This is a genomic window from Ewingella americana ATCC 33852 (assembly GCF_000735345.1).
In the GTDB taxonomy this organism is placed as follows: domain Bacteria; phylum Pseudomonadota; class Gammaproteobacteria; order Enterobacterales; family Enterobacteriaceae; genus Ewingella; species Ewingella americana.
Map to the genome: position 1 here is coordinate 32,281 of NZ_JMPJ01000022.1, position 19,967 is coordinate 52,247.

Here is a 19,967-nt window from a genome sequence, read left to right on the forward strand (position 1 = left end):
TTTTGATTCCTCCCCCTTCTCAGGGGGAGGTGCAAAAGAAACATTACTTACGCTCTGGGATCGCTTTCAGCAGGGCGGTCAGCAGCTTCCAGTACAGGTCAACGCTTTCGATCTCAACTTGCTCATCCGGCGAGTGCGGGCCGGTGATGGTTGGGCCGATAGACACCATGTCCATGTCTGGGTATGGCTTTTTGAACAGACCACATTCCAGACCAGCATGGATAACCATGATATTTGGCGTTTTGTCGAACAGCTGCTGGTAAGTTTCGCGCACCAGCGTCATGACCGGAGAGCTTGGCTCTGGTTTCCAGCCCGGATAGCTGCCTTTCGCCAGCGTTTTAGCGCCAGCCAGTTGGCCGAGAGAAGTCAGCATGCTGACCACGTACTCTTTGCCGCTGTCGATCAGGGAGCGGATCAGGCTGTTGATCGCCACTTCGCTCTCGGTCATGGTGACAACACCGACGTTCAGAGAGGTTTCAACCACGCCTTTCACGTCGTCGCTCATGCGGATCACGCCGTTTGGCGTCGCGTTGAGCAGTGACAGGAAGTGATGCTGGCTCTCTTTGTTCAGCGCTTTAGCATCGCTTTGCGCCGCTTCAACTACGAAAGCAATTTTCTTCTCAACCGCAGCCAGTTCGAATTGAACGGTAGCCAAGAACTCTTGGGCAGCCGCTTTCAGCGCGTCGGCTTTATCAGCAGCAACGGCAACGATCGCAATGGCTTCGCGTGGGATAGCGTTACGCAGCGTACCGCCGGTGAAGTCCAACAGGCGCAGGCCGTGAGTCTCAGCATTGTCAGCCAAGAAGCGAGCAAGCAGTTTGCTGGCGTTGCCCAGACCTAAGTGAATGTCAGCGCCTGAGTGGCCGCCTTTCAAGCCTTTGAAGGTCAGCTTCAACAGGCTGTAGCCTGCCGGAACGGCTTCACGAGTCAGTGGCAGCGTTGCGGTGAAGTCGATACCACCGGCGCAACCCATATAGATTTCGCCTTCGGTTTCTGAGTCAGTGTTGATCAGAATTTCAGACTGCAACCAGTTTGGCTGAAGGCCGAACGCGCCTGCCATGCCGGTTTCTTCGGTCATGGTCAGCAGCACTTCCAGCGGGCCGTGCTCAACGGATTCGTCAGCCAATACTGCCAGTGCAGAGGCTAAACCGATGCCGTTGTCAGCACCCAGCGTGGTGCCGCGTGCTTTTACCCAACCGTTATCAATGTACGGCTGGATGGGATCTTTGGTGAAATCGTGAACAGTATCGTTGTTCTTCTGCGGCACCATGTCGAGGTGAGCTTGCAGGGCGACCGCTTTACGATTTTCCATGCCTTTAGTGGCTGGCTTACGCAACAATATGTTGCCAACTTCATCACGCTCAGCGTGAATACCTTTTTCCTGTGCCCATTCAACGATGTGTTTTGCCAGTGCTTCTTCATGGTAAGAAGGGTGTGGAATCGAGCAAACTTTGGCAAAAATATCCCACAGCGGTTGTGGCGAAAGTTGAGACAATTCAGACACTATGAGTCTCCTGTAACAGTCAGCTCAGTCAGAAGGCATTGGCCGGTGAACTGATTGAGGTGCTGTAGGTTTAAGGTTAATTATTCATCAGATCCAGTTGCCAATCGGTGTGGCGGCTGGTCAAACAGAATATCACTTAATCCTAAGCAGTGCGCGTAAGGCAGTGGAAAATCCTTGGGGTTTGCGGGGTTCTGGCCTCATAAGCGCTGGTTTTTGTGAGCTGGACTCACTATAATCTCGCGCAACCTTTTTTCTTCCCCCCGAATACATTTTTAGAAGCCGTCATTTCACTGGCTGGGACACCTATATGAGCGAAAAATACGTTGTAACTTGGGACATGCTGCAAATCCACGCCCGCACCATGGCAAAACGCCTGCTGCCGGCAGAACAATGGAAAGGCATCATCGCGGTAAGCCGTGGCGGTTTAGTTCCTGCCGCTCTGTTGGCGCGTGAACTGTGCATTCGTCACGTTGATACCGTGTGCATCTCAAGCTACGACCACGACAATCAGCGCGAAATGAAAGTGCTGAAACGCGCTGAAGGTGACGGTGAAGGTTTCATCGTAGTTGACGATTTAGTCGATACCGGCGGCACCGCCAAAGCCATCCGCGACATGTATCCAAAAGCGCACTTCATCACCATGTTCGCCAAACCAGCCGGTGCGCCGCTGGTTGATGACTATGTGATTGATATTCCGCAGGATACGTGGATTGAGCAGCCGTGGGATATGGGTGTGGTGTTCGTACCTCCTCTGGTCGGCAAATAAATCCTCGTCATCCTTCGAGCCGCTCCTGCGTTGGCTGCCCTCGCGCATCCCAGTCACTTACTAATGTAAGCTCCTGGGCTTTGCTCAGTTGCCGCCTTGACGCGACTCGAATGATTTAGAGGATTACAGAAGTTGAAAGCAAAACGCCCAGCCGATTGGTTGGGCGTTTTCGTTTGTCTTTCATTTGCATCAGGCTTGACCTGAGTGCTGAGTTATCGCAACGTGTCCCTGTTATAATTCTCGTCCACGCAGCTGGTTAACGGAGGATTTTGCATCATGGCACCAGCCAACCTTACGGAAAAACTGTTCAAACCCACCTTCAAATATCCAGAAACCTCGACGCTGGTTCGTCGTGTGCATCATGCCGGGGTGAATACGCTCCACTCGGCGCTGGAAGGGGATTCGGCACCTTGTTGGTATCGCACGATTAACCGTTTGATGTGGTTGTGGCGCGGCGTAAATCCGCTGGAAGTGGAAGAAGTGCTGTCTCGCATTGCCGTTTCTACCGCCAAGCGCAGCGACGAGCGCCTTCTCGATACCGTGATTGGCTATCGCGGCGGTAACTGGATTTATGAGTGGTCGCAGCAGGGCATGGCGTGGCAACAAAAGGCGCAAGAGGCCGAAGACTTGGCCCTCGCCAGCGAATATTGGCTCAAAGCCGCCAACCTTTATAGCATTGCTGGCTACCCTCATTTAAGAGGCGACACGCTGGCGGAACAGGCAGAAGTGTTAGCCAACAAGGCTTTCGAGCAGTCTGCGCTGCATTCTCCTTATCAACTGAAAGAGATCGACTTCGCCATCGAAGGCGGCAGCGCGATCACCGGCTTCCTGCATCTGCCCAACGAGGGCAAAGCGCCGTTCCCAACCGTGATGGTGTGTGGCGGACTGGATACCTTGCAGAGTGACCATCAGCGGCTGTTCCGCGACTACCTTGCGCCGCGTGGCATTGCCATGCTGACCATCGACATGCCGTCGATTGGCTTCTCCGCCAAGTGGAAACTGACCCAGGACACCAGCTTCTTGCATCAGCAAGTGCTGAAAAAACTCAGCGACGTAGTGTGGATAGATTCAACCAAAGTCAGCCTGCTCGGCTTCCGCTTTGGTGCTAATGTCGCCGTGCGTCTGGCCTATTTAGAGCCGCGTCGCGTTCGCGGTGTGGCGACCCTCGGCGCACTGGTTCATACCCTATTATTCGACGCCAAATGTCAGGACAAAGTACCCGACATGTATATGGACGTGCTCGCCAGCCGACTGGGAATGTCCAATGCCAGTGACAGCGCGCTGAAGACCGAGCTTAATAGGTATTCTCTGAAAACACAGGGGCTGCTCGGGCGCAGAACGCCGACGCCAATCATTGCCGGTTACTGGGAGCAAGACCCCTTCAGTCCTAAGGAGGAATCTCGCTTAATCGCTGATTCCTCGGGGGATGGCAAGCTGTTGAGCATTAAAAGAGAGCCGCTTTATCAGAATTTCGACAAGGCGCTGCATGATATTTGTGAATGGCTGTCGACTCACATGCGTTAAACGAAAAGGTTGCTAATTCTTAAGGGTTTGCTACAAATGAAGCCCCCTAAAAGGAGAATGTGTAATGACGTTACCAAGTGGTCACCCTAAAAGTAGGCTAATGAAACGTTTCGGCACGTTGGGGCCCTATATCAGGGAAGCCAAGTGCGAGAACGATCGCTTTTTCTTCGACTGTTTAGCGGTATGCGTTAACGTAAAACCCGCGCCGGAGAAGCGTGAATTCTGGGGCTGGTGGATTGAGCTTCAGGCTGAGGAAGAGCGTTTTACCTATGTTTATCACTTCGGGTTGTTCGACAAAGAGGGCGACTGGAAGGAGCAAAACATTAAAGATGCTGAAGTGCGTGACAAACTGGAGACTACGCTGCGTGGCTTCCATAAGAACCTCAACGCCATGATTGTCGAGATGTCTTTGAAACTCGAACCTGCTGAAGATTTTGGCGACGAACCTTTAAAATTGTCGGCCTAAAGACCGCGATTTTCCCCTGCTTGAACCCTGCAATTTAGCGTTATGCCCTAAGGCATAACGCTGTTCTCCTTTTCCAAAGACAACAGTACACTTCATCATTTAAACTCTATTCAATTCTTCAAACGCAAACGGCAGAAAGATTATGAGTGGCAGCCAAACATTGGTTGTAAAACTGGGCACTAGCGTGCTCACCGGCGGCTCCCGTCGCCTTAATCGTGCTCACATTGTTGAGCTGGTTCGCCAGTGCGCGCAGCAACACGCGGCAGGGCACAGAATTGTTATCGTGACGTCGGGCGCTATCGCCGCCGGGCGCGAACATCTGGGCTACCCCGAACTCCCCGCCACCATCGCCTCCAAGCAATTATTGGCGGCGGTGGGGCAGAGCCGTTTGATTCAACTATGGGAACAGCTGTTTTCTATTTATGGCATTAATGTCGGCCAGATGCTGCTGACTCGCGCCGATATGGAAGACCGCGAGCGTTTCCTCAACGCGCGTGACACCATGAACGCGCTGCTCGATAACCATATCGTGCCGGTCATTAACGAAAACGACGCGGTGGCTACCGCCGAGATTAAAGTCGGTGATAATGACAACCTGTCGGCGCTGGCGGCGATTTTAGCCGGTGCAGACAAACTGCTGCTGCTGACCGACCAGCGCGGCCTGTTCACCGCCGACCCACGCACCAACCCGCAGGCTGAGTTGATTCGCGAAGTGACCGCCATCGACGACGCCCTGCGCGGCATCGCGGGCGATAGCGTGTCTGGTCTGGGAACCGGCGGCATGGCCACCAAACTGCAAGCCGCCGACGTAGCGTGCCGCGCGGGTGTCGACACCATTATCGCCGCGGGTAACCTGCCGGGCGTGATTGCTGACGTCATCAATGGCGTGTCAGTGGGTACTCGCTTCCACGCCATGCAGACGCCACTCGAGAACCGCAAACGCTGGATCTTCGGCGCGCCGCCTGCGGGTGAAATCACCATTGATGACGGCGCGGTTGCCGCCATGCTGGAGCGCGGCAGTTCGCTGCTGCCGAAAGGCATCCGTGAAGTGAAAGGCGATTTCTCGCGTGGGGAAGTGATCCGCATTCGCAACCTGACTGGGCGCGATTTGGCCCATGGGGTCAGCCGCTACAATAGCGACGCGATGCGCATGATTGCCGGTCACCACTCCCAGCAGATTAGTGAAATCCTCGGTTACGAGTATGGCCCGGTCGCCGTACACCGTGACGATATGATTGTCAGTTAAGACTGATTTTTAAGGATATACCCATGTTGAACGCAATGGGGCAGGCCGCCAAACAGGCCTCTTATACACTTTCGACACTCAGCACCGCGCAGAAGAACCACGCGCTGCAAGTGATTGCTGACATGCTCGAAGCCAACAGCCAGAGCATTATTCAGGCCAATGAATTAGACATGTCCGCCGCCCGCGCCAGTGGCATGAGCGAAGCCTTGCTCGACCGCCTGCTGCTGACCCCTGCGCGTCTGGCTGCTATCGCCAGCGATGTGCGCGACGTGTGCCGCCTGAGTGACCCGGTCGGCCAGATTATTGACGGCTCGACCCAAGACAGCGGGCTGAAGCTAGAGCGCCGCCGCGTGCCTTTGGGCGTGGTCGGGGTGATTTACGAAGCGCGCCCTAACGTCACCATTGACGTCGCCAGCCTGTGCCTGAAAACCGGCAACGCGGCTATTCTGCGCGGCGGCAAAGAGACTCACCACACCAATCAGGCGACGGTGAAAGTGATTCAACAGGCGCTGGAGCAGTGTGGTCTGCCACGCGCGGCGGTGCAGGCGATTGAAAGCCCGGACCGCCAGCTGGTCACCGAGATGCTGCGTCTGGATAAATACATCGACATGCTGATCCCTCGCGGTGGCGCGGCGCTGCACAAGCTGTGCCGCGAGCAGTCCACCATTCCGGTGATCACCGGCGGTATCGGCGTGTGTCACACCTTTGTTGATGAGAGTGTGGATTTCGCCAAAGCGCTGGCCGTGATTGAAAGCGCCAAAGTTCAGCGCCCAAGTGCCTGTAACAGCCTCGAGACCCTGTTGGTTCATCAGGCCATCGCGGCCCGCTTCCTGCCTGAGCTGAGTGCCAAAATGCATGCCGCGGGCGTCACGCTGCATGCCAGCGAGTCGGCGCTGCCTTATCTGCAAAATGGCCCGGCGAAGGTAGTAGCCGTGACGGAAGAAGATTATCAGGACGAGTGGCTGTCGCTGGATTTGAACGTTACGCTGGTGGCGGATATCGACGAGGCTATCGCCCACATCCGTAAATACGGCACCGAGCACTCCGACGCTATTCTGACGCGCTCTATCAGTCAGGCCGACCGTTTCGTCAATGAAGTGGACTCCTCGGCGGTGTACGTCAACGCCAGCACCCGTTTCACCGACGGCGGGCAGTTTGGTTTAGGCGCGGAAGTGGCGGTCAGCACGCAAAAACTTCATGCCCGTGGCCCAATGGGCTTAGAAGCCCTGACCACCTACAAGTGGATTGGCTACGGCGACGATTTAGTGCGCCCGTAAAAGCCCAAAAAAATAGCCCCGAATCACCGGGGCTATTAACAAAAACTATACAGAAATCATCATTTCCAAGCCTTCCATCACCCGCTGTGACGAGAAAAGCAGCAGTCGATTCTTTGCCTCTTGACTTGCGACTCGGATTTCAATAATTTGTCACCCCGAAGTAACCCGCAGTAAAAATGCCGACTTAGCTCAGTAGGTAGAGCAACTGACTTGTAATCAGTAGGTCACCAGTTCGATTCCGGTAGTCGGCACCATTTCAAAGCAAGCCCCCTCTAGGTTTACCCTTATTTATTAATCACCACAGATTTGCGATGAGTAAACGCCAGATAGCTGTATTTCCCGTGATATTCGCCCACGCCGGAGTTACCGATGCCGCCGAATGGCAGGTACGGTGAGCTTGCCTGCTGCATGACGCCATTGATGATGGCATCGCCAGATGGAATTTGGGTGGTGATTTTGCGGCCTTTATCAATGTCATTGGTAAAGACATAAGCCGCCAGTGGTTTCGGGTGATGCTTATTCACGCCCTCGGCAATCTGCTCAATCTCGGTGAAGGTCATGACTGGCAAAACCGGGCCAAACAGCTCTTCACGCATTAATGCGTCATCCCAATCCACATTATCCACCACGGTCGCCTGCATATGGCGGGTTGCGATGTTGGCTTCACCGCCATAAATCACTTTGCCTTTGGTCTGCTCAAGCATGCCGGTCAGTCTTTCTACCTGTTTGCTGGAAACCAGCTTACCTACAGAGTCAACGTTAGGAATGGTGCTTTTGATACGCTCAACCAGTTTCGTCAGCAGGGCGTCTTTCACACTTTCGTGAGCAAAAACGTAGTCCGGCGCAACACAGGTTTGGCCGCTGTTGGAGAACCGGCCGAAAGTCAGCATGTCCACCGCGCGGTCCAGATTGGCATCTTCCAACACGATAAATGGCGATTTCCCGCCTAATTCGAGGATAACCGGCGTCAGGTTCTTGGCCGCGGCGGTCATGACAATTTTGCCGACCGCAGGGCTGCCGGTGAAGAAGATGAAGTCAAACGGCAGGCTCAGCAGGAATTCATTCTCGTCCCGGCCTCCTTGAATTACCGCAATGTACTCTTCGTCAAATACAGACTGAATGATCTTCTGGATAACCAGCGCGGTTTCAGGAACGGATTCAGAAGGTTTGATAACCGCGGTATTGCCCCCGGCAATCGCGCCCAGCAGCGGGCAAAACACCAGATTAATCGGGTAGTTGAAGGGGCCGATGATGTAGCTAACCCCAAAGGCTTCGTGCTCAATAAAAGCTTCAGAGAACGTTGTGCCAGGATAAGAAGGCACGGTTTCTGGCACCACCCATTCGTCGAGATGCGCCAGTGTGAAATCGAGTTCTGAGATGACCCGGCCTATTTCGGTGCGATCGACCAGATCCTTGGATTTCCCGAGGTCGCTATCCAAGGCGGCATACAGGTCTTCAGTGTGACTGACAATAGACTGCTTGAGCTTTTGCAGGCTCTCCTTCCTGAAGGTAACGCTTTTGGTCGCTTCAGTTTTGAAGAAATTCTTCTGCTTAGTAAATACGGCTTGAATGGTCGAGTTATCAGTTTTTAACATTTCAATCCTCCGGTGTTGGGTACAACGTCATGATCAATCTTAGACAGCGATGGTTCTGGCGGCTCTAAAGCCAAGTAGATTTTCGGTTTAGTGTACTGGGTGGTCATCGTGCTCGACTAGGTTCCATTTGTTACCAGTCTGTAATCAGGCTCATCTTCAGTCATGCATCTCGTCCCATTCAGGTGTTTGACAATCAACCTACCAACTAGTAGGTTGATTGTGTAATTCAACCAATTGACCCTTTTTGTTTTCAGCGACGAGTGAGTTTTGGAGAGAGTATGAGCAAAAATCCAGTAAGTTCAGCGAACCTTGGCCAAGAGCAGTGGCTGAAGCGTTATTACTATACCCGCGCGCTATTTTCAGTGTTATGGGTGGCGTCCGCCTTCACGTTGGGGCAACACTCTTCGACCATAGGCGCGGTTTTGCTGGTCATTTACCCGGCGTGGGATGCGTTGGCAAACTACATTGATGCATCGCGCAGCGGCGGCCTCGGTCATAACCGTATCCAGACCACCAATATCATTGTCAGCGTGCTGACCACCTTAGCGGTGCTGGGGGCGCTGTCGATTAGCCGCAATTGGGTAATTGGGGTGTTTGGCGTCTGGGCCATATTGTCTGGCTTATTACAGCTGGGCGTCGCAGTGGGCCGCTGGAAAAGCTACGGTGCTCAGTGGACCATGATCCTCAGCGGCGCGCAGTCTTCACTGGCGGGCGCGTTCTTTATTCTACAAGCACAAATGCCGGTTCCCCCTTCGATTGTTAATATTGCCGGTTACTCGGCGGTCGGTGCTTTTTATTTCTTGGTTTCCGCCCTTTGGCTAACGGTAAGCCAGCGTCGTTTAAAGGCGGCTTAATGAGAGGACGGTAATGTGAATGTGATGGACTTTCCAACATACCGTAAAAATACACAGGGAAGTGAGCGAGATGATTTGATTGAGATAATTGACGAGCTTATTCAAATCATCATCGAACTGCAATTTAACTCATCAACTCAATCCGATGAGAAGGGGAGTAAAGACATTCGTGAATTTGCACTGTCTCTGGCAGTTAAAATTCTTAATGATTCCGAGTTAAATAAAAGCGCGCCGTTCTTAGTCGATAAAATGGTCATGCTGCTGATTAAAGAGTCTCGCTATTCTTAATACTAATTCAATATCTAATATCGCCAGACTTTACCTGGTCACGCTAACAAAATTATTAGCCTGAACAACCGAAGTCTGGCGAATTATTATTTATGCCAGACCAATAAAGAACCCTGCAATGGTGGCACTCATCAAATTAGAAAGCGTTGCCGCCGCCAGTGCTCGCATCCCGAGTTGAGCAATTTCAGAGGTACGCTGAGGTGCTATGGCAGAAAATGCGCCGACCACCACGCCAATCGAGCCAAAGTTGGCAAAACCACATAGCGCGAATGAAATGATGGCAATGGTTTTGACATCTAAAGTCCCGGCGGTTTGCAGATAAGGCGAAAAACTGAGATAGGCAACAAACTCATTAATCGCCAGCTTTTGGCCAATCAGGCTGCCTGCTAAGGTCGCGTCATGCCAATCGACGCCCATCACCCAAGCAAGGGGAGCAAGGGCATAGCCTAATATGCCTTCAAGGCTTGCACCGCCTAGCCCAAACAGCCCGCCCACGCCGCTAATCAGCCCATTAATTAGGGCGATTATCGCGACAAAAGCCATTACCACGGTTGCGACACCGACGGCAATCCGCAGCCCGGTCATCGCCCCAGACGCCACGGCTTCAATGATGCTTTTTGGCGGCGTTTCGGTGAAGGAGAGGTTATCGAAAACAATCTGCGACTCCTCCGTGGCCGGGCTCAAGATACGCGCAAAGAGGATACCGCCGGGGATTGCCATTAATGACGCCGCCAACAGATAGTCTATTGGCACGCCCAGCCCGGCATAGCCAATCATTGTCGACCCCGCGATAGACGCCATGCCGCTACAAATCGCTGTAAATAGCTCGTTGCGATTGAGGCGATGAATAAAAGGTTTAACGATGGCGGGAATTTCATTCTGGCCGAGGAAGATGGTGGTGACGGCAACAAAGGACTCAATCTTGCTGATATTCAAAGCTTTTTGGAAAATGCCGCCAAGAACGCGAATCAGTAACTTCATAATGCCGATATAATAAAGCAAGCTCACCAAGGCCGTCATAAAGATAATTGCAGGCAGTACGTGGAAGGCAAAAACGAAGCCCGCGCCGTTAAATACTCTATTCATATCTGGCCCGGCTAATGCACCAAATATAAATGCGCTGCCCGCATCACTGTAATTCATTATATTATGAACGCCATAGGCGACTTTTTCAGCTAACCATTTTCCTGGGGGTAGGTAGAGGATCGCGCCGCCGATGGCTATTTGTAAAATCAGCGCCGCACCAATAGTCCGAAGACTGATTTTGCTTTTATTTACTGACAGGATAAATGCAATTGCCAGTAATACCACCATACCTAAAACACTTCTCATTATGTCCATAATGATTATCTCGTTATTATTAATTTTGGTATGCAGGATATCCAAATGGGCGACAGCAAACTGCCCATGAGTTTTTAGGCATGCAAAAAATAAGCATTATTTTGCATGCCTGATACAGAGTGTTTTATTTCATTTAATTAGTTGTACATTCGCACGCAGTCTTCGACCAAATTCCAGAACCATTGGGTATCGATAGTGATCCCGACTTTGGCATTGGCAGGTTTGCCGGTAACACCCAGCTCGTCGCACACGGTTCGGCCATAGCACGGGCCGCTATTCACATCGACTTCGACATACATGTCTTGGGTTTTAATCCCTTCAGGATTAATGAGATAGCCGATGCAGGTGGCGTCATGTACCGGGCCGCCTTCCAAGCCATAGTTCTCATTTTGCGTTTTCAGCGTGAAGTTCATCATGTCGCTGAACAGCTTGCCTGCTGGTCCGCCCGCTTTTTCCATGCGAGCAATCACGTCTGGAGTACAGGCTGTCTGGTTGGTCAAATCGAGGCCCATCATCACCAAAGGCGCGCCGGAGCTGAAGACAACATGGGCGGCTTCCGGGTCAGCATAGATATTGAATTCTGCCGATGGGGTGAAGTTCCCCGTGCCGTAGGCGCCGCCCATCAGCACGATCTCTTTAATTTTAGGGATAATAGCGGGCTGCATGCGCATGGCGACCGCGATATTGGTCAGCGGAGCAACCGGCACCAGAGTGATATCGCCATCGCTGGCCATCAGCGTATCAATGATGAACTGCACGGCGTGGGTGCTTTCCGCCTTGCGAGTCAGTGGGCCAAACACCGGACCATCAAGGCCTGTTTCCCCATGAATATTGTCCGCCACGATCTGCTTGCGCATAATCGGCTGCGGCATTCCGGCAAAAACGGGCACGTTGATATCTAATTGCTGGCACACGTTCAGGCCATTAACTAATGTTTTGTCCAGCGTCTGGTTGCCGGCCACAATGGTTATTCCGAGTAAATCAATTGCCGGATGTTTAGCAGCCATCAAAATTGCAATAGCATCATCATGACCGGGATCACAATCGAGTATAATTTTTCTCTGCGCCATCTCTCATTTCCTCTATTAGGGTTTAAATTGTCGATCTTTTTAAATGCATAACAAAATTGCTACGTCAACGCTTTAAACCTAACAGCTAAGATCGTATCTTAAATATGAGAAATCTCATGCTGGGAAATGATTGTGAAAGAAATCCATAATGAAAGTTTGAAACAACAGTTAATAAAGAATTCTGCCTATCAGGAGCATTTTTCATTTAATGTTGAGCAGGAAACTCGGCTACTTCACATTATGGCGGGAGACTATATTGTGAAGGAGGGAGAGCGGCCGGTTTACTTGTTTTATCTCGCCCGAGGACGGGCAAAGCTGTATGCCACCTTGGCTAATGGACGGGTTTCGCTGATTGATTTCTTTGCGGCAAGTTGCTTTATAGGTGAAATTGAGCTGATAGATCAACAGCATGAATCACGCGCCGTGCAGGCTATTGAAGAGTGTTGGTGTCTGGCTCTACCTGCGAAACAGTTCCGCGCGCAGCTTTTGAATGACGCAGTTTTTTTACGCAATTTGTGCATGAGTTTAACGCAGAAAAATTATCGCAATATTGTCTCGTTAACCCGTAATCAATCATTTCCTTTGGTTAATCGTCTGGCTGCATTTATTTTGCTTACACAACATGGTGATCTATATCACGAAAAACACACACAGGTGGCGGAATATATGGGTGTGTCTTACCGCCATTTATTATTTGTGATTGCTCAGCTGGTCGATGACGGCTTTTTAATAAAACAAAAATCTGGCTATGCCATTAAAAATAAGCCGGCGATCATTGCATTAGCGCGGGAGATGGAACCGGATGCAACCCTATTTTCCACCTGACTACCAACTAGTAGGTTTATCTTGACAATAAAGCAGCAGATCCTTAGATTTGATATTAATTTAGTGGATATCAATCAGTTAAGTTTTCAGGAATTCTATGCCTACAGAGCGTTCGCCAAAAGCCAGAGAGATTATTCTTCACACCCGACAACTGCTGACCTCTGGTGGCTACAACAGCTTTAGCTATGCCGACATTGCAGAATTGGTGAAGATTCAAAAAGCCAGTATCCACCATCACTTCCCGAGCAAGGTTGAACTGGTGCAAGCCGTGTTGGCGGAATATCGCGAAGAGGCGAGGGGCGGGATGGCGGCGATAAGCCAGCAACTCAACGATCCGCTGGCCGAACTTAAAGCCTACGCCGGTTACTGGTCTACCTGCATTGAGAATGGCACTTCACCTTTTTGCATCTGCGTGATGCTTTCGGTGGAATTGCCCAAACTACCACCGGAGATTTCTAGCGAAGTGACCGGGCATTTCACCGATCTCGCCAACTGGCTGGCCGCTTTGCTGCAAAAAGGGCAAAGCAGCGGCATTTTCCAACTGACTGAGACGCCGGATATTCAGGCTAAATCCTTTATGTCCACGGTCCACGGCGCGATGCTGTCGGCCAGAGCCCTAAATAATGCTGAACTCTTTCAACAGATTGTGGACCCTGTCATCGACCATCTCACGTGCGCGCCAAACAAATAATCTCCTGCCGCTAGTGATCCAAATTCGCCAATAACAGCTCAATGGTTGGGTTGAGCTGAGCCTGAATGGCGTAGCAAATCCCCACGCGGCGCATCAGCGGGTGGCCGGGAAGCGGGCGTGAAGAGAGCTCACAGTGCGCCTCAACTAGCGACGCGGGTGCGATGGTTAAGCCATAACCGGCTGCGACAAGATCCAGCGCCAGCGTGAAATTTCCGGCATTGGCGCGCGGAATTCCGCCAGATGCGCCGTAAAGCGGCAAGAAACGCTGGTGAGATTCATGCTCAGGAGACATCACCCAAGGCTGCTCGTGAAGCTGCTCGAGGGTTAATTTTGGTACTTGGCCAATCGGATGATTCTGCGGGAAAGCCAGCACATAGCTTTCATCAAACATCGGAATAAACAACTCATCCTCGCAGAGCAGGTTTTCGCACCCCAAACGGATATCGCCGGTACAGCCCGGGTCCAGCGTGACCAGCACCTCAGGCAGGACAAGGCTGATTCGGCCCATCAAGTTGCCAAGATGTGCAGCCGCAATATCCTGCTCAATGCCAATATTGAGCTGAATTTTGTCCTGTTTTTTGCGAAATCTGCAGGCCAGCGCGCTCATGTCGCCAATCATGCGTCGGGCGTGCGGGTAGAGCACTCGCGCGTCTTCTGTTACCTCGACTCCCCGAGGTTTTCGTTCGAATAACTGAGTTCCCAGCTCCTCTTCCAGTGCCTTAATGGTGGCGGACAGGGCGGGCTGCGTCAGGTTAAGAAGGGCTGCGGCTCGGGTGATGTTGCGTTCTTCAAACACGCACATGAAGGCTTTAAGTTGTCGCTTATCCATAATTTTATTTTATGACTTCGAAAGGAATAAACCATTTTTCATTAAATTTCGCTCAATTTAAAGTGAGGCACTGAATTTAGCTATCATTTTTATTTATGAGGAAGAGTGATGAGTCATGCAGCCAAAGCGTTAATTGTGATCACCGGTGCCAGCTCAGGTATTGGTTTAGCGACGGCGAAATTGCTGTCATCTCGCGGCCACGCGCTGCTATTGCTGGCGCGCCGCGTTGAGCCCATGAACGCCTTAAACCTGCCGAATACGCTGTGTCGTGCAGTCGACGTCACGGACATCGACGCATTTTCGGCGGCAGTCAAAGAAGCCCAGCAGCAGTTCGGGCCGATAGACGCACTGGTGAATAACGCGGGCGTGATGCTGCTAGGTGGCGTTGATCAGCAGAACCCGACTGAGTGGGAGCACATGCTCAATGTGAACGTCAAAGGCTTGTTGAACGGGGTTCACGCCGTCACCAAGGGGATGATTGAGCGTAAAGCGGGCACCATCATCAACATCAGTTCCGTAGCGGGGCGCAAGACTTTCCCTAACCACGTGGTGTACGTCGGCACCAAATTTGCGGTACACGGCATGTCTGAAAACCTGCGCGAAGAGCTTTCGCCGCACAATGTTCGCGTGATTGTGATTGCACCGGGCGCGGTGGAAACCGAGCTGTTAAGCCACACCACCAATGACGAAATCAAAGCCGGATACCAAGAGTGGAAGCAAGAGATGGGCGGCAAAGTGCTGAGCGCGGAAGACGTGGCCCACGCCATTGACTATGCCTACTCCCAGCCGCAGTACGTCTGCGTGCGTGAAATTGTCTTGGCTGCGACCCGTCAGGGCGCATAACCCGAGTAATTCAAATTCAAGAGGGGCTTCGGCCCCTTTTTTAACCTGGCAAAAAGAGGATATACCCCGATGGCTGACGACAATAATTCAGGTTTTGAGCAGAGACTTCAGGTTATAGAAGATAAATTAGCCATTTACGAGCTCATTGCCTCGCACCCGCCGAGTGCGGATACCGGCCTCGCGGAGTATACGGCTTGCGTCTATATGGAAGACGGCGTTTTTGATCGCGGCGCGGGTCTGGATGGTGCCAAAGGCGTTGATGAGATCGCGGCCTTTATCCTCCGACCGGCTCATGAAGAAGCTATCAAGAGCGGGCTGGCTCACTTCGCCGGTTTGCCGCTGATTGATTTGCGTGGCGATAAAGCGGTGGTGACCTCCTATTTGCAACTGCTACAACTCGACAAGCAGGGCGAGCCGCGTGAAATGGCCAATCACGGCTTTTCCAACGGCTATCGAATTCACCGAGTGGTGGTGAACCGCTGGGAGTTGGAGCGCCATCAGGGCAAGTGGAAAATTCGCAGCAGAACCCTGCTGCCGGTGGATGGAACCGAGGCTCCGCGCCAACTGCTAACTCGTGGTTTAACAGACGTACTTCACGGCTCGAATTGATTTTAAAGGCATTATTGGCAATCAAATGGCCGCCAGCGTTGTCGGCCATCTAACGCCCATCCTCAGTGCACACCTTGCCTTTTTTCCGTGCAGTGCTAGCAATCATCGCCGTTCCCTCCGCCACTTACCTATGCTTCCCTCGCTGCTTCACACCGCCAATAACTTGTATTCAAGTCAGTATCCATAAGCCCGCTAGCTATTTCTCAGACCTGATTTTGAGAGGTGGATCAAATATTGGCCTGCTTTATGCATTTCTCACCACATAGGTTTGTCATGTGGGTTTGATAGGGCAGAGCGGCGATGAACGAGATCCTGAATTTTGATGCACACAAGCTGGCGCGGCTGATTCGCCAACGCGAGCTGTCTGCGGTGGAAGTCACCACGGCGTCGCTTGAGCAGATGCAGCAGCTCGAACCCACTCTGCACGCTTTCTGCACCCCAACGCCTGAGCTGGCAATGGCACAGGCGGAAGCTATCGATCTCAAACTGGCGAAAGGTGAAACCGTCGGGCCACTGGCGGGGGTTCCTATTGCAGTAAAAGACCTGATCAATACTGCTGGGGTGAAAACCACCTCAGGCTCTTTCGTCTATGAACACTTTATTGCCGATGAAGACGACATCGTGGTCGAACGCGTGCGTAACGCCGGGGCGGTTATCCTCGGCAAAACCACCGCGCCGGAGTTTGGCTACAGCGGCGTGGGCCACAACCCGTTGTTCGAATCGCCGCGCAACCCGTGGGATATCAGCAAAACTCCCGGTGGCTCCAGCGCGGGTTCCGGCGTGGCATTGGCGGCACGTATGTGCCCGCTAGCGCTGGGCAGCGACGGCGGCGGCTCGGTGCGCATTCCGGCGGCCCACTGCGGCGTCTATGGCTTAAAAGCCTCGATGGGGCGAGTGCCGCTCTATCCGGGGTGCCGCGACGAACGCTATCCGGGCGTCTCTAGTTGGGAATCCCTCGAGCACATTGGCCCGATGACCCGCAGCGTGGCCGACGCCGCGTTAATGATGTCAGTCATTGCTGGCCCTGACGCCCGCGACCGCCACTCGATTCCGGCAGGCGATGTCGACTGGCTGGGCGCAACCCAGCGCGACATCAAAGGCCTGCGCGTCGCCGTCAGCGCCGATTGGGGATACGCCGCCGTCGCCCCTGAAGTGCGCGAAGTCTTTGCTCAGGCGGTCAGCGTGTTTGAACGCGAACTGGGCTGCGTGGTGGAGTACGCCCATCCCGGCTTTAACGACCCGCGCCGTGCCTTTATGGCGCTGGTGGCGATGGACACCGACTTAGTCGGCATGCGCCGCCTGCTGCCGGAGTTCGGCGACAAGATGTCTCCCCATCTGGTGGACATGCTGACCCGCAACTGGACGGCGGAGGACTTCACCAACGCTATCACCGAGCGCAAAGCCGTGACCAACCAGATGTGGCGCTTTATGCAGCGTTACGACCTGCTGCTGACGCCGACGCTTGCCGTCGCGCCATTCCCACTGCATATGCAGGGGCCAGAAGTGATTGAAGGCCGCATGGTCGCCAATAACGAATGGCTGAGCCTCTGCTTCCCAATGAATTTAACCGGCCAGCCAGCGGCCTCTATTCCTGCTGGTTTTACCCCGTCTGGATTGCCCGTCGGCTTACAGCTGGTGGGGCGGCATTTGGATGATGCCACTGTTCTTGCCGCCAGTGCGGCGTTTGAGCAAGCGCAGCCGTGGAACCACCTGCAACCCGGTGTTCTGTCGCGCTGATTTTTCATCTTATTGACCAGGAATCGCCACTATGAAAACTAACAACAAAAACGACGCAGCGGGAAAAGGGCTTGAGCAGGAGTTTGAGCACAGCCCGGTTCCGCTAACCCATCGCCACTCAACCCGCTCGGTGTCCGCCGTGTGGTTTGGCTTCCCGATGATCCTCACCAATGCGCTGTTCGGCGGCATCATCACTTGGCACCTCGGCTTTTGGCCCGCGATAGCCGCCATTCTGCTGGGTAACTTGGTGCTGTTTGGCTATGTCGGCGCGCTGAGCCACTTCGCCGGTTCAACCGGGCTGAACTTTGCGCTGCAAGCCAAAAAAACCTTTGGTACTAAGGGTTACGGCTGGGTGTCCGGTTTTCTCTCCACCGTGGTGATTGGCTGGTATGCCTTCCAAACTGGCTTAACCGGCACGGTCATTCATGAAACTTTTGGTTGGAATGAGCTGGGCGTCAGCGCCTTCGCCGCCGTGCTCTACATCGCCATCACCTTCCTTGGCGTGCGCGCACTCTCCCTGCTGGGCATGATTGCCGCGCCGATGTACGTGATCCTCGGGCTGGTGGCGCTGTGGCTTATCTCCGGCACCCATGACTTAACGCAGATTGTGAATTGGCACGGTTCGGCGGCAGTGGCCGGTGGCATGACCATGGGCACGGCGGTGACGATGGTGGTGGCAGGCTTTGCTGACTCCGGCACCATGACCGCTGACTTCACCCGCTGGTCGAAGGACGGCAAGTCGGCGGTGATCGCCGCATTCTCGGCTTTCCCGGTAGCTAACGTGATTTCTTATCTGTTTGGCGTGGTGATTGTCGCGGCGGGCGCGGCTATCGATCCGCTGCAAAACGGCGGCAACTTCCTCTCTCTGTTGATGGGCCACGGCGCGCTGCTGGAAGTGCTGGCCTTCGTCTTCGTGTTCATCAACCTCGGCTCGGTCTGTACTCACTGCCTGTATAACGGCGCGATGGGCTTCAGCCACCTGTTCGGCAGCAAGATGCGTTTATGGACGGTGATTCTGGGCGCGATTGGCGGCGTGTTGGCGCTGATTGGCGTTTGGCACTACTTCCTCAACTGGCTGAGCCTGCTTGGCGTGGCCGTCCCGCCGTTTGGCGCGGTGATGATTGTTGACCTGATCCTGATGGGCGAAATCAGCCGCCTGCGCACTGAGCAGCGCGTCCGCGCCAGCGCCTTTGTGGCATGGGCCATCGGTACCTGCTGCGCCACCATCGCGCACATTTGGTTCCCGTCTGTAGGCGAAGCCATCGTTGGATTGGTCGCCGGTGCCGTCTCTTATTACGCAATCACTATGCTGGCAATCAAATCGCCGGTTGTCGCGCTGGAGAAGAAATAAATGTCCGAATTTACGATTAACGCTGACCCGTACCGCTGGCCATTCGACGGCTCGCTCTCTGCCGCGAACACGGCGCTTATCGTCATCGATATGCAAACCGATTTTTGCGGCAAGGGCGGTTATGTCGACACCATGGGCTACGACATTGCCCTGACGCGCGCACCGATTGCACCGATTGCCTCGGTGTTGGCCGCGATGCGCGCGCAAGGCTTCACCATTATTCACACCCGCGAAGGGCATCGCCCGGACCTCAGCGATTTGCCCGCCAATAAACGCTGGCGCTCAAAGCAGATTGGCGCGGAGATTGGCTTCGCCGGTCCGTGCGGGCGCATCTTGGTGCGTGGCGAGCCGGGTTGGGAAATCATCCCCGAGCTGGCCCCTTTGGCCAATGAAACCATCATCGACAAGCCGGGCAAAGGCTCGTTTTACGCCACCGATCTAGAGCTGGTGCTGCACACGCGGGGCATCAAAAACCTGATCATTACCGGCATCACCACCGATGTTTGCGTCCACACGACGATGCGCGAAGCCAACGATCGCGGCTTCGAATGCATGGTGCTGTCCGACTGCTGCGCGGCGACGGAGCAAAAGCATCACGAGGCGGCACTCAGCATGATCAAAATGCAGGGTGGGATCTTCGGCGCGGTGACGGATTCCGCCACGCTGTTGGATGCTCTCGCCACGGCGTAACCTTTTCCTGACAGCTTGGGCTAAGAATTTTAAACCTCAAAGCGTGAGCGCTTCGTTTGAATATTTTCACAATATCGAACAGAGTTTACTGAAGCGCTCACGTCAGTGAGAAAAGCCAATGTTGTCATGGAGAAGAGTCGAATGAACGCTGTAGGCTTTGTCAGTAGCGATACCCTTCGCGCCAACTTTTCGCGCGCGATGTCCGACATGTATAAGGCGGAAGTTCCGCTCTATGGCACCTTGATGGAGCTGGTGGCCGACACCAATCAGCAGGTGATGGCGCAGTCGCCGGAGATTGCCAGCAGTCTGGCGCAGACCGGCGAGTTGCAGCGCCTGGATATGGAGCGGCACGGCGCTATCCGCGTCGGCACCGCCGAAGAGCTGGCGACCCTGCGGCGGCTGTTCGCCGTGATGGGCATGGAGCCGGTGGGCTATTACGATTTGAGTTCTGCCGGGGTGCC

At 53.6% G+C, this 19,967-nt stretch carries 20 protein-coding genes and 1 tRNA gene; 16 read left to right on the top strand and 5 right to left on the bottom strand.

Going from position 1 to position 19,967, the window contains the following annotated elements:
* Positions 1 to 43: 43 nt before the first annotated feature.
* Complete coding sequence (gene pepD / locus GEAM_RS02680) at positions 44 to 1,504, bottom strand: beta-Ala-His dipeptidase (protein WP_034787912.1); 1,461 nt, start codon at positions 1,502 to 1,504, stop codon at positions 44 to 46.
* A 307-nt stretch (positions 1,505 to 1,811) separates the two neighbouring features.
* Between pepD and gpt the strand changes: the two genes are divergently transcribed.
* From gpt to GEAM_RS02710, 6 genes are all read left to right on the top strand, one after another.
* Complete coding sequence (gpt, locus tag GEAM_RS02685; protein ID WP_034787916.1) at positions 1,812 to 2,270, top strand: xanthine phosphoribosyltransferase; 459 nt, start codon at positions 1,812 to 1,814, stop codon at positions 2,268 to 2,270.
* A 276-nt stretch (positions 2,271 to 2,546) separates the two neighbouring features.
* Positions 2,547 to 3,794 carry an esterase FrsA gene (gene frsA, locus GEAM_RS02690; protein WP_034787919.1) on the top strand — a complete coding sequence of 416 codons (1,248 nt, stop codon included), beginning with the start codon at positions 2,547 to 2,549 and terminating at the stop codon, positions 3,792 to 3,794.
* A 64-nt stretch (positions 3,795 to 3,858) separates the two neighbouring features.
* Complete coding sequence (crl, locus tag GEAM_RS02695; RefSeq protein ID WP_034787922.1) at positions 3,859 to 4,260, top strand: sigma factor-binding protein Crl; 402 nt, start codon at positions 3,859 to 3,861, stop codon at positions 4,258 to 4,260.
* 142 nt (positions 4,261 to 4,402) lie between these two features.
* Entirely contained in the window at positions 4,403 to 5,506 is a 1,104-nt protein-coding gene (proB, locus tag GEAM_RS02700) for a glutamate 5-kinase (RefSeq protein ID WP_034787925.1), read from the top strand.
* A 23-nt stretch (positions 5,507 to 5,529) separates the two neighbouring features.
* Positions 5,530 to 6,783 carry a glutamate-5-semialdehyde dehydrogenase gene (gene proA, locus GEAM_RS02705; RefSeq protein WP_034787928.1) on the top strand — a complete coding sequence of 418 codons (1,254 nt, stop codon included), beginning with the start codon at positions 5,530 to 5,532 and terminating at the stop codon, positions 6,781 to 6,783.
* Positions 6,784 to 6,961: 178 nt separating this feature from the next.
* Positions 6,962 to 7,037: transfer RNA gene (locus GEAM_RS02710), tRNA-Thr, on the top strand.
* A gap of 30 nt (positions 7,038 to 7,067) precedes the next feature.
* On the opposite strand, the gene mdlD is transcribed toward GEAM_RS02710, so the two are convergent.
* Complete coding sequence (gene mdlD, locus GEAM_RS02715) at positions 7,068 to 8,378, bottom strand: NAD(P)-dependent benzaldehyde dehydrogenase MdlD (protein WP_034787930.1); 1,311 nt, start codon at positions 8,376 to 8,378, stop codon at positions 7,068 to 7,070.
* Positions 8,379 to 8,656: 278 nt separating this feature from the next.
* Between mdlD and GEAM_RS02720 the strand changes: the two genes are divergently transcribed.
* Both GEAM_RS02720 and GEAM_RS02725 read left to right on the top strand, forming a co-directional pair.
* Positions 8,657 to 9,232 carry a hypothetical protein gene (locus GEAM_RS02720; protein ID WP_034787932.1) on the top strand — a complete coding sequence of 192 codons (576 nt, stop codon included), beginning with the start codon at positions 8,657 to 8,659 and terminating at the stop codon, positions 9,230 to 9,232.
* Positions 9,233 to 9,247: 15 nt separating this feature from the next.
* On the top strand, positions 9,248 to 9,520 hold the full coding sequence (locus GEAM_RS02725; RefSeq protein WP_128124581.1) for a hypothetical protein: 273 nt from the start codon (positions 9,248 to 9,250) through the stop codon (positions 9,518 to 9,520).
* 90 nt (positions 9,521 to 9,610) lie between these two features.
* On the opposite strand, the gene GEAM_RS02730 is transcribed toward GEAM_RS02725, so the two are convergent.
* Together GEAM_RS02730 and rihB are read right to left on the bottom strand one after the other, a co-directional pair.
* Positions 9,611 to 10,861, bottom strand: a complete 1,251-nt coding sequence (locus tag GEAM_RS02730; protein WP_034787936.1) for a NupC/NupG family nucleoside CNT transporter — start codon at positions 10,859 to 10,861, stop codon at positions 9,611 to 9,613.
* Between the two features lie 137 nt (positions 10,862 to 10,998).
* Positions 10,999 to 11,931 carry a ribosylpyrimidine nucleosidase gene (rihB, locus tag GEAM_RS02735; protein WP_034787937.1) on the bottom strand — a complete coding sequence of 311 codons (933 nt, stop codon included), beginning with the start codon at positions 11,929 to 11,931 and terminating at the stop codon, positions 10,999 to 11,001.
* Positions 11,932 to 12,063: 132 nt separating this feature from the next.
* Between rihB and yeiL the strand changes: the two genes are divergently transcribed.
* Both yeiL and GEAM_RS02745 read left to right on the top strand, forming a co-directional pair.
* A complete protein-coding gene (yeiL, locus tag GEAM_RS02740) occupies positions 12,064 to 12,756 on the top strand; it encodes a transcriptional regulator YeiL (RefSeq protein WP_034787962.1) in 693 nt (230 codons plus the stop codon).
* 97 nt (positions 12,757 to 12,853) lie between these two features.
* Positions 12,854 to 13,447, top strand: coding sequence for a TetR/AcrR family transcriptional regulator (locus GEAM_RS02745; protein ID WP_034787938.1), 594 nt, complete (start codon positions 12,854 to 12,856; stop codon positions 13,445 to 13,447).
* A gap of 10 nt (positions 13,448 to 13,457) precedes the next feature.
* On the opposite strand, the gene GEAM_RS02750 is transcribed toward GEAM_RS02745, so the two are convergent.
* Positions 13,458 to 14,276: a LysR family transcriptional regulator gene (locus tag GEAM_RS02750; RefSeq protein ID WP_034787940.1), complete on the bottom strand. Its 819-nt coding sequence runs from the start codon at positions 14,274 to 14,276 to the stop codon at positions 13,458 to 13,460.
* A gap of 108 nt (positions 14,277 to 14,384) precedes the next feature.
* Here GEAM_RS02750 and GEAM_RS02755 point away from each other — a divergent pair, with 108 nt between their 5' ends.
* The 6 genes from GEAM_RS02755 to GEAM_RS02780 all read left to right on the top strand — a co-directional run.
* The gene (locus tag GEAM_RS02755; protein ID WP_034787941.1) at positions 14,385 to 15,119 is read left to right on the top strand and encodes an SDR family oxidoreductase; all 735 of its coding nucleotides are present in this window, start codon (positions 14,385 to 14,387) and stop codon (positions 15,117 to 15,119) included.
* A 69-nt stretch (positions 15,120 to 15,188) separates the two neighbouring features.
* Complete coding sequence (locus tag GEAM_RS02760; RefSeq protein ID WP_051899380.1) at positions 15,189 to 15,728, top strand: nuclear transport factor 2 family protein; 540 nt, start codon at positions 15,189 to 15,191, stop codon at positions 15,726 to 15,728.
* Between the two features lie 300 nt (positions 15,729 to 16,028).
* Complete coding sequence (locus tag GEAM_RS02765) at positions 16,029 to 17,465, top strand: amidase (RefSeq protein WP_034787945.1); 1,437 nt, start codon at positions 16,029 to 16,031, stop codon at positions 17,463 to 17,465.
* A gap of 31 nt (positions 17,466 to 17,496) precedes the next feature.
* Entirely contained in the window at positions 17,497 to 18,816 is a 1,320-nt protein-coding gene (locus tag GEAM_RS02770; RefSeq protein ID WP_034787948.1) for a purine-cytosine permease family protein, read from the top strand.
* The gene (biuH, locus tag GEAM_RS02775; RefSeq protein ID WP_034787951.1) at positions 18,817 to 19,506 is read left to right on the top strand and encodes a biuret amidohydrolase; all 690 of its coding nucleotides are present in this window, start codon (positions 18,817 to 18,819) and stop codon (positions 19,504 to 19,506) included.
* A 141-nt stretch (positions 19,507 to 19,647) separates the two neighbouring features.
* Positions 19,648 to 19,967, top strand: a 320-nt coding sequence (locus GEAM_RS02780) for a 2-oxoadipate dioxygenase/decarboxylase family protein (RefSeq protein ID WP_034787954.1), incomplete at its 3' end; no start/stop codon positions are given.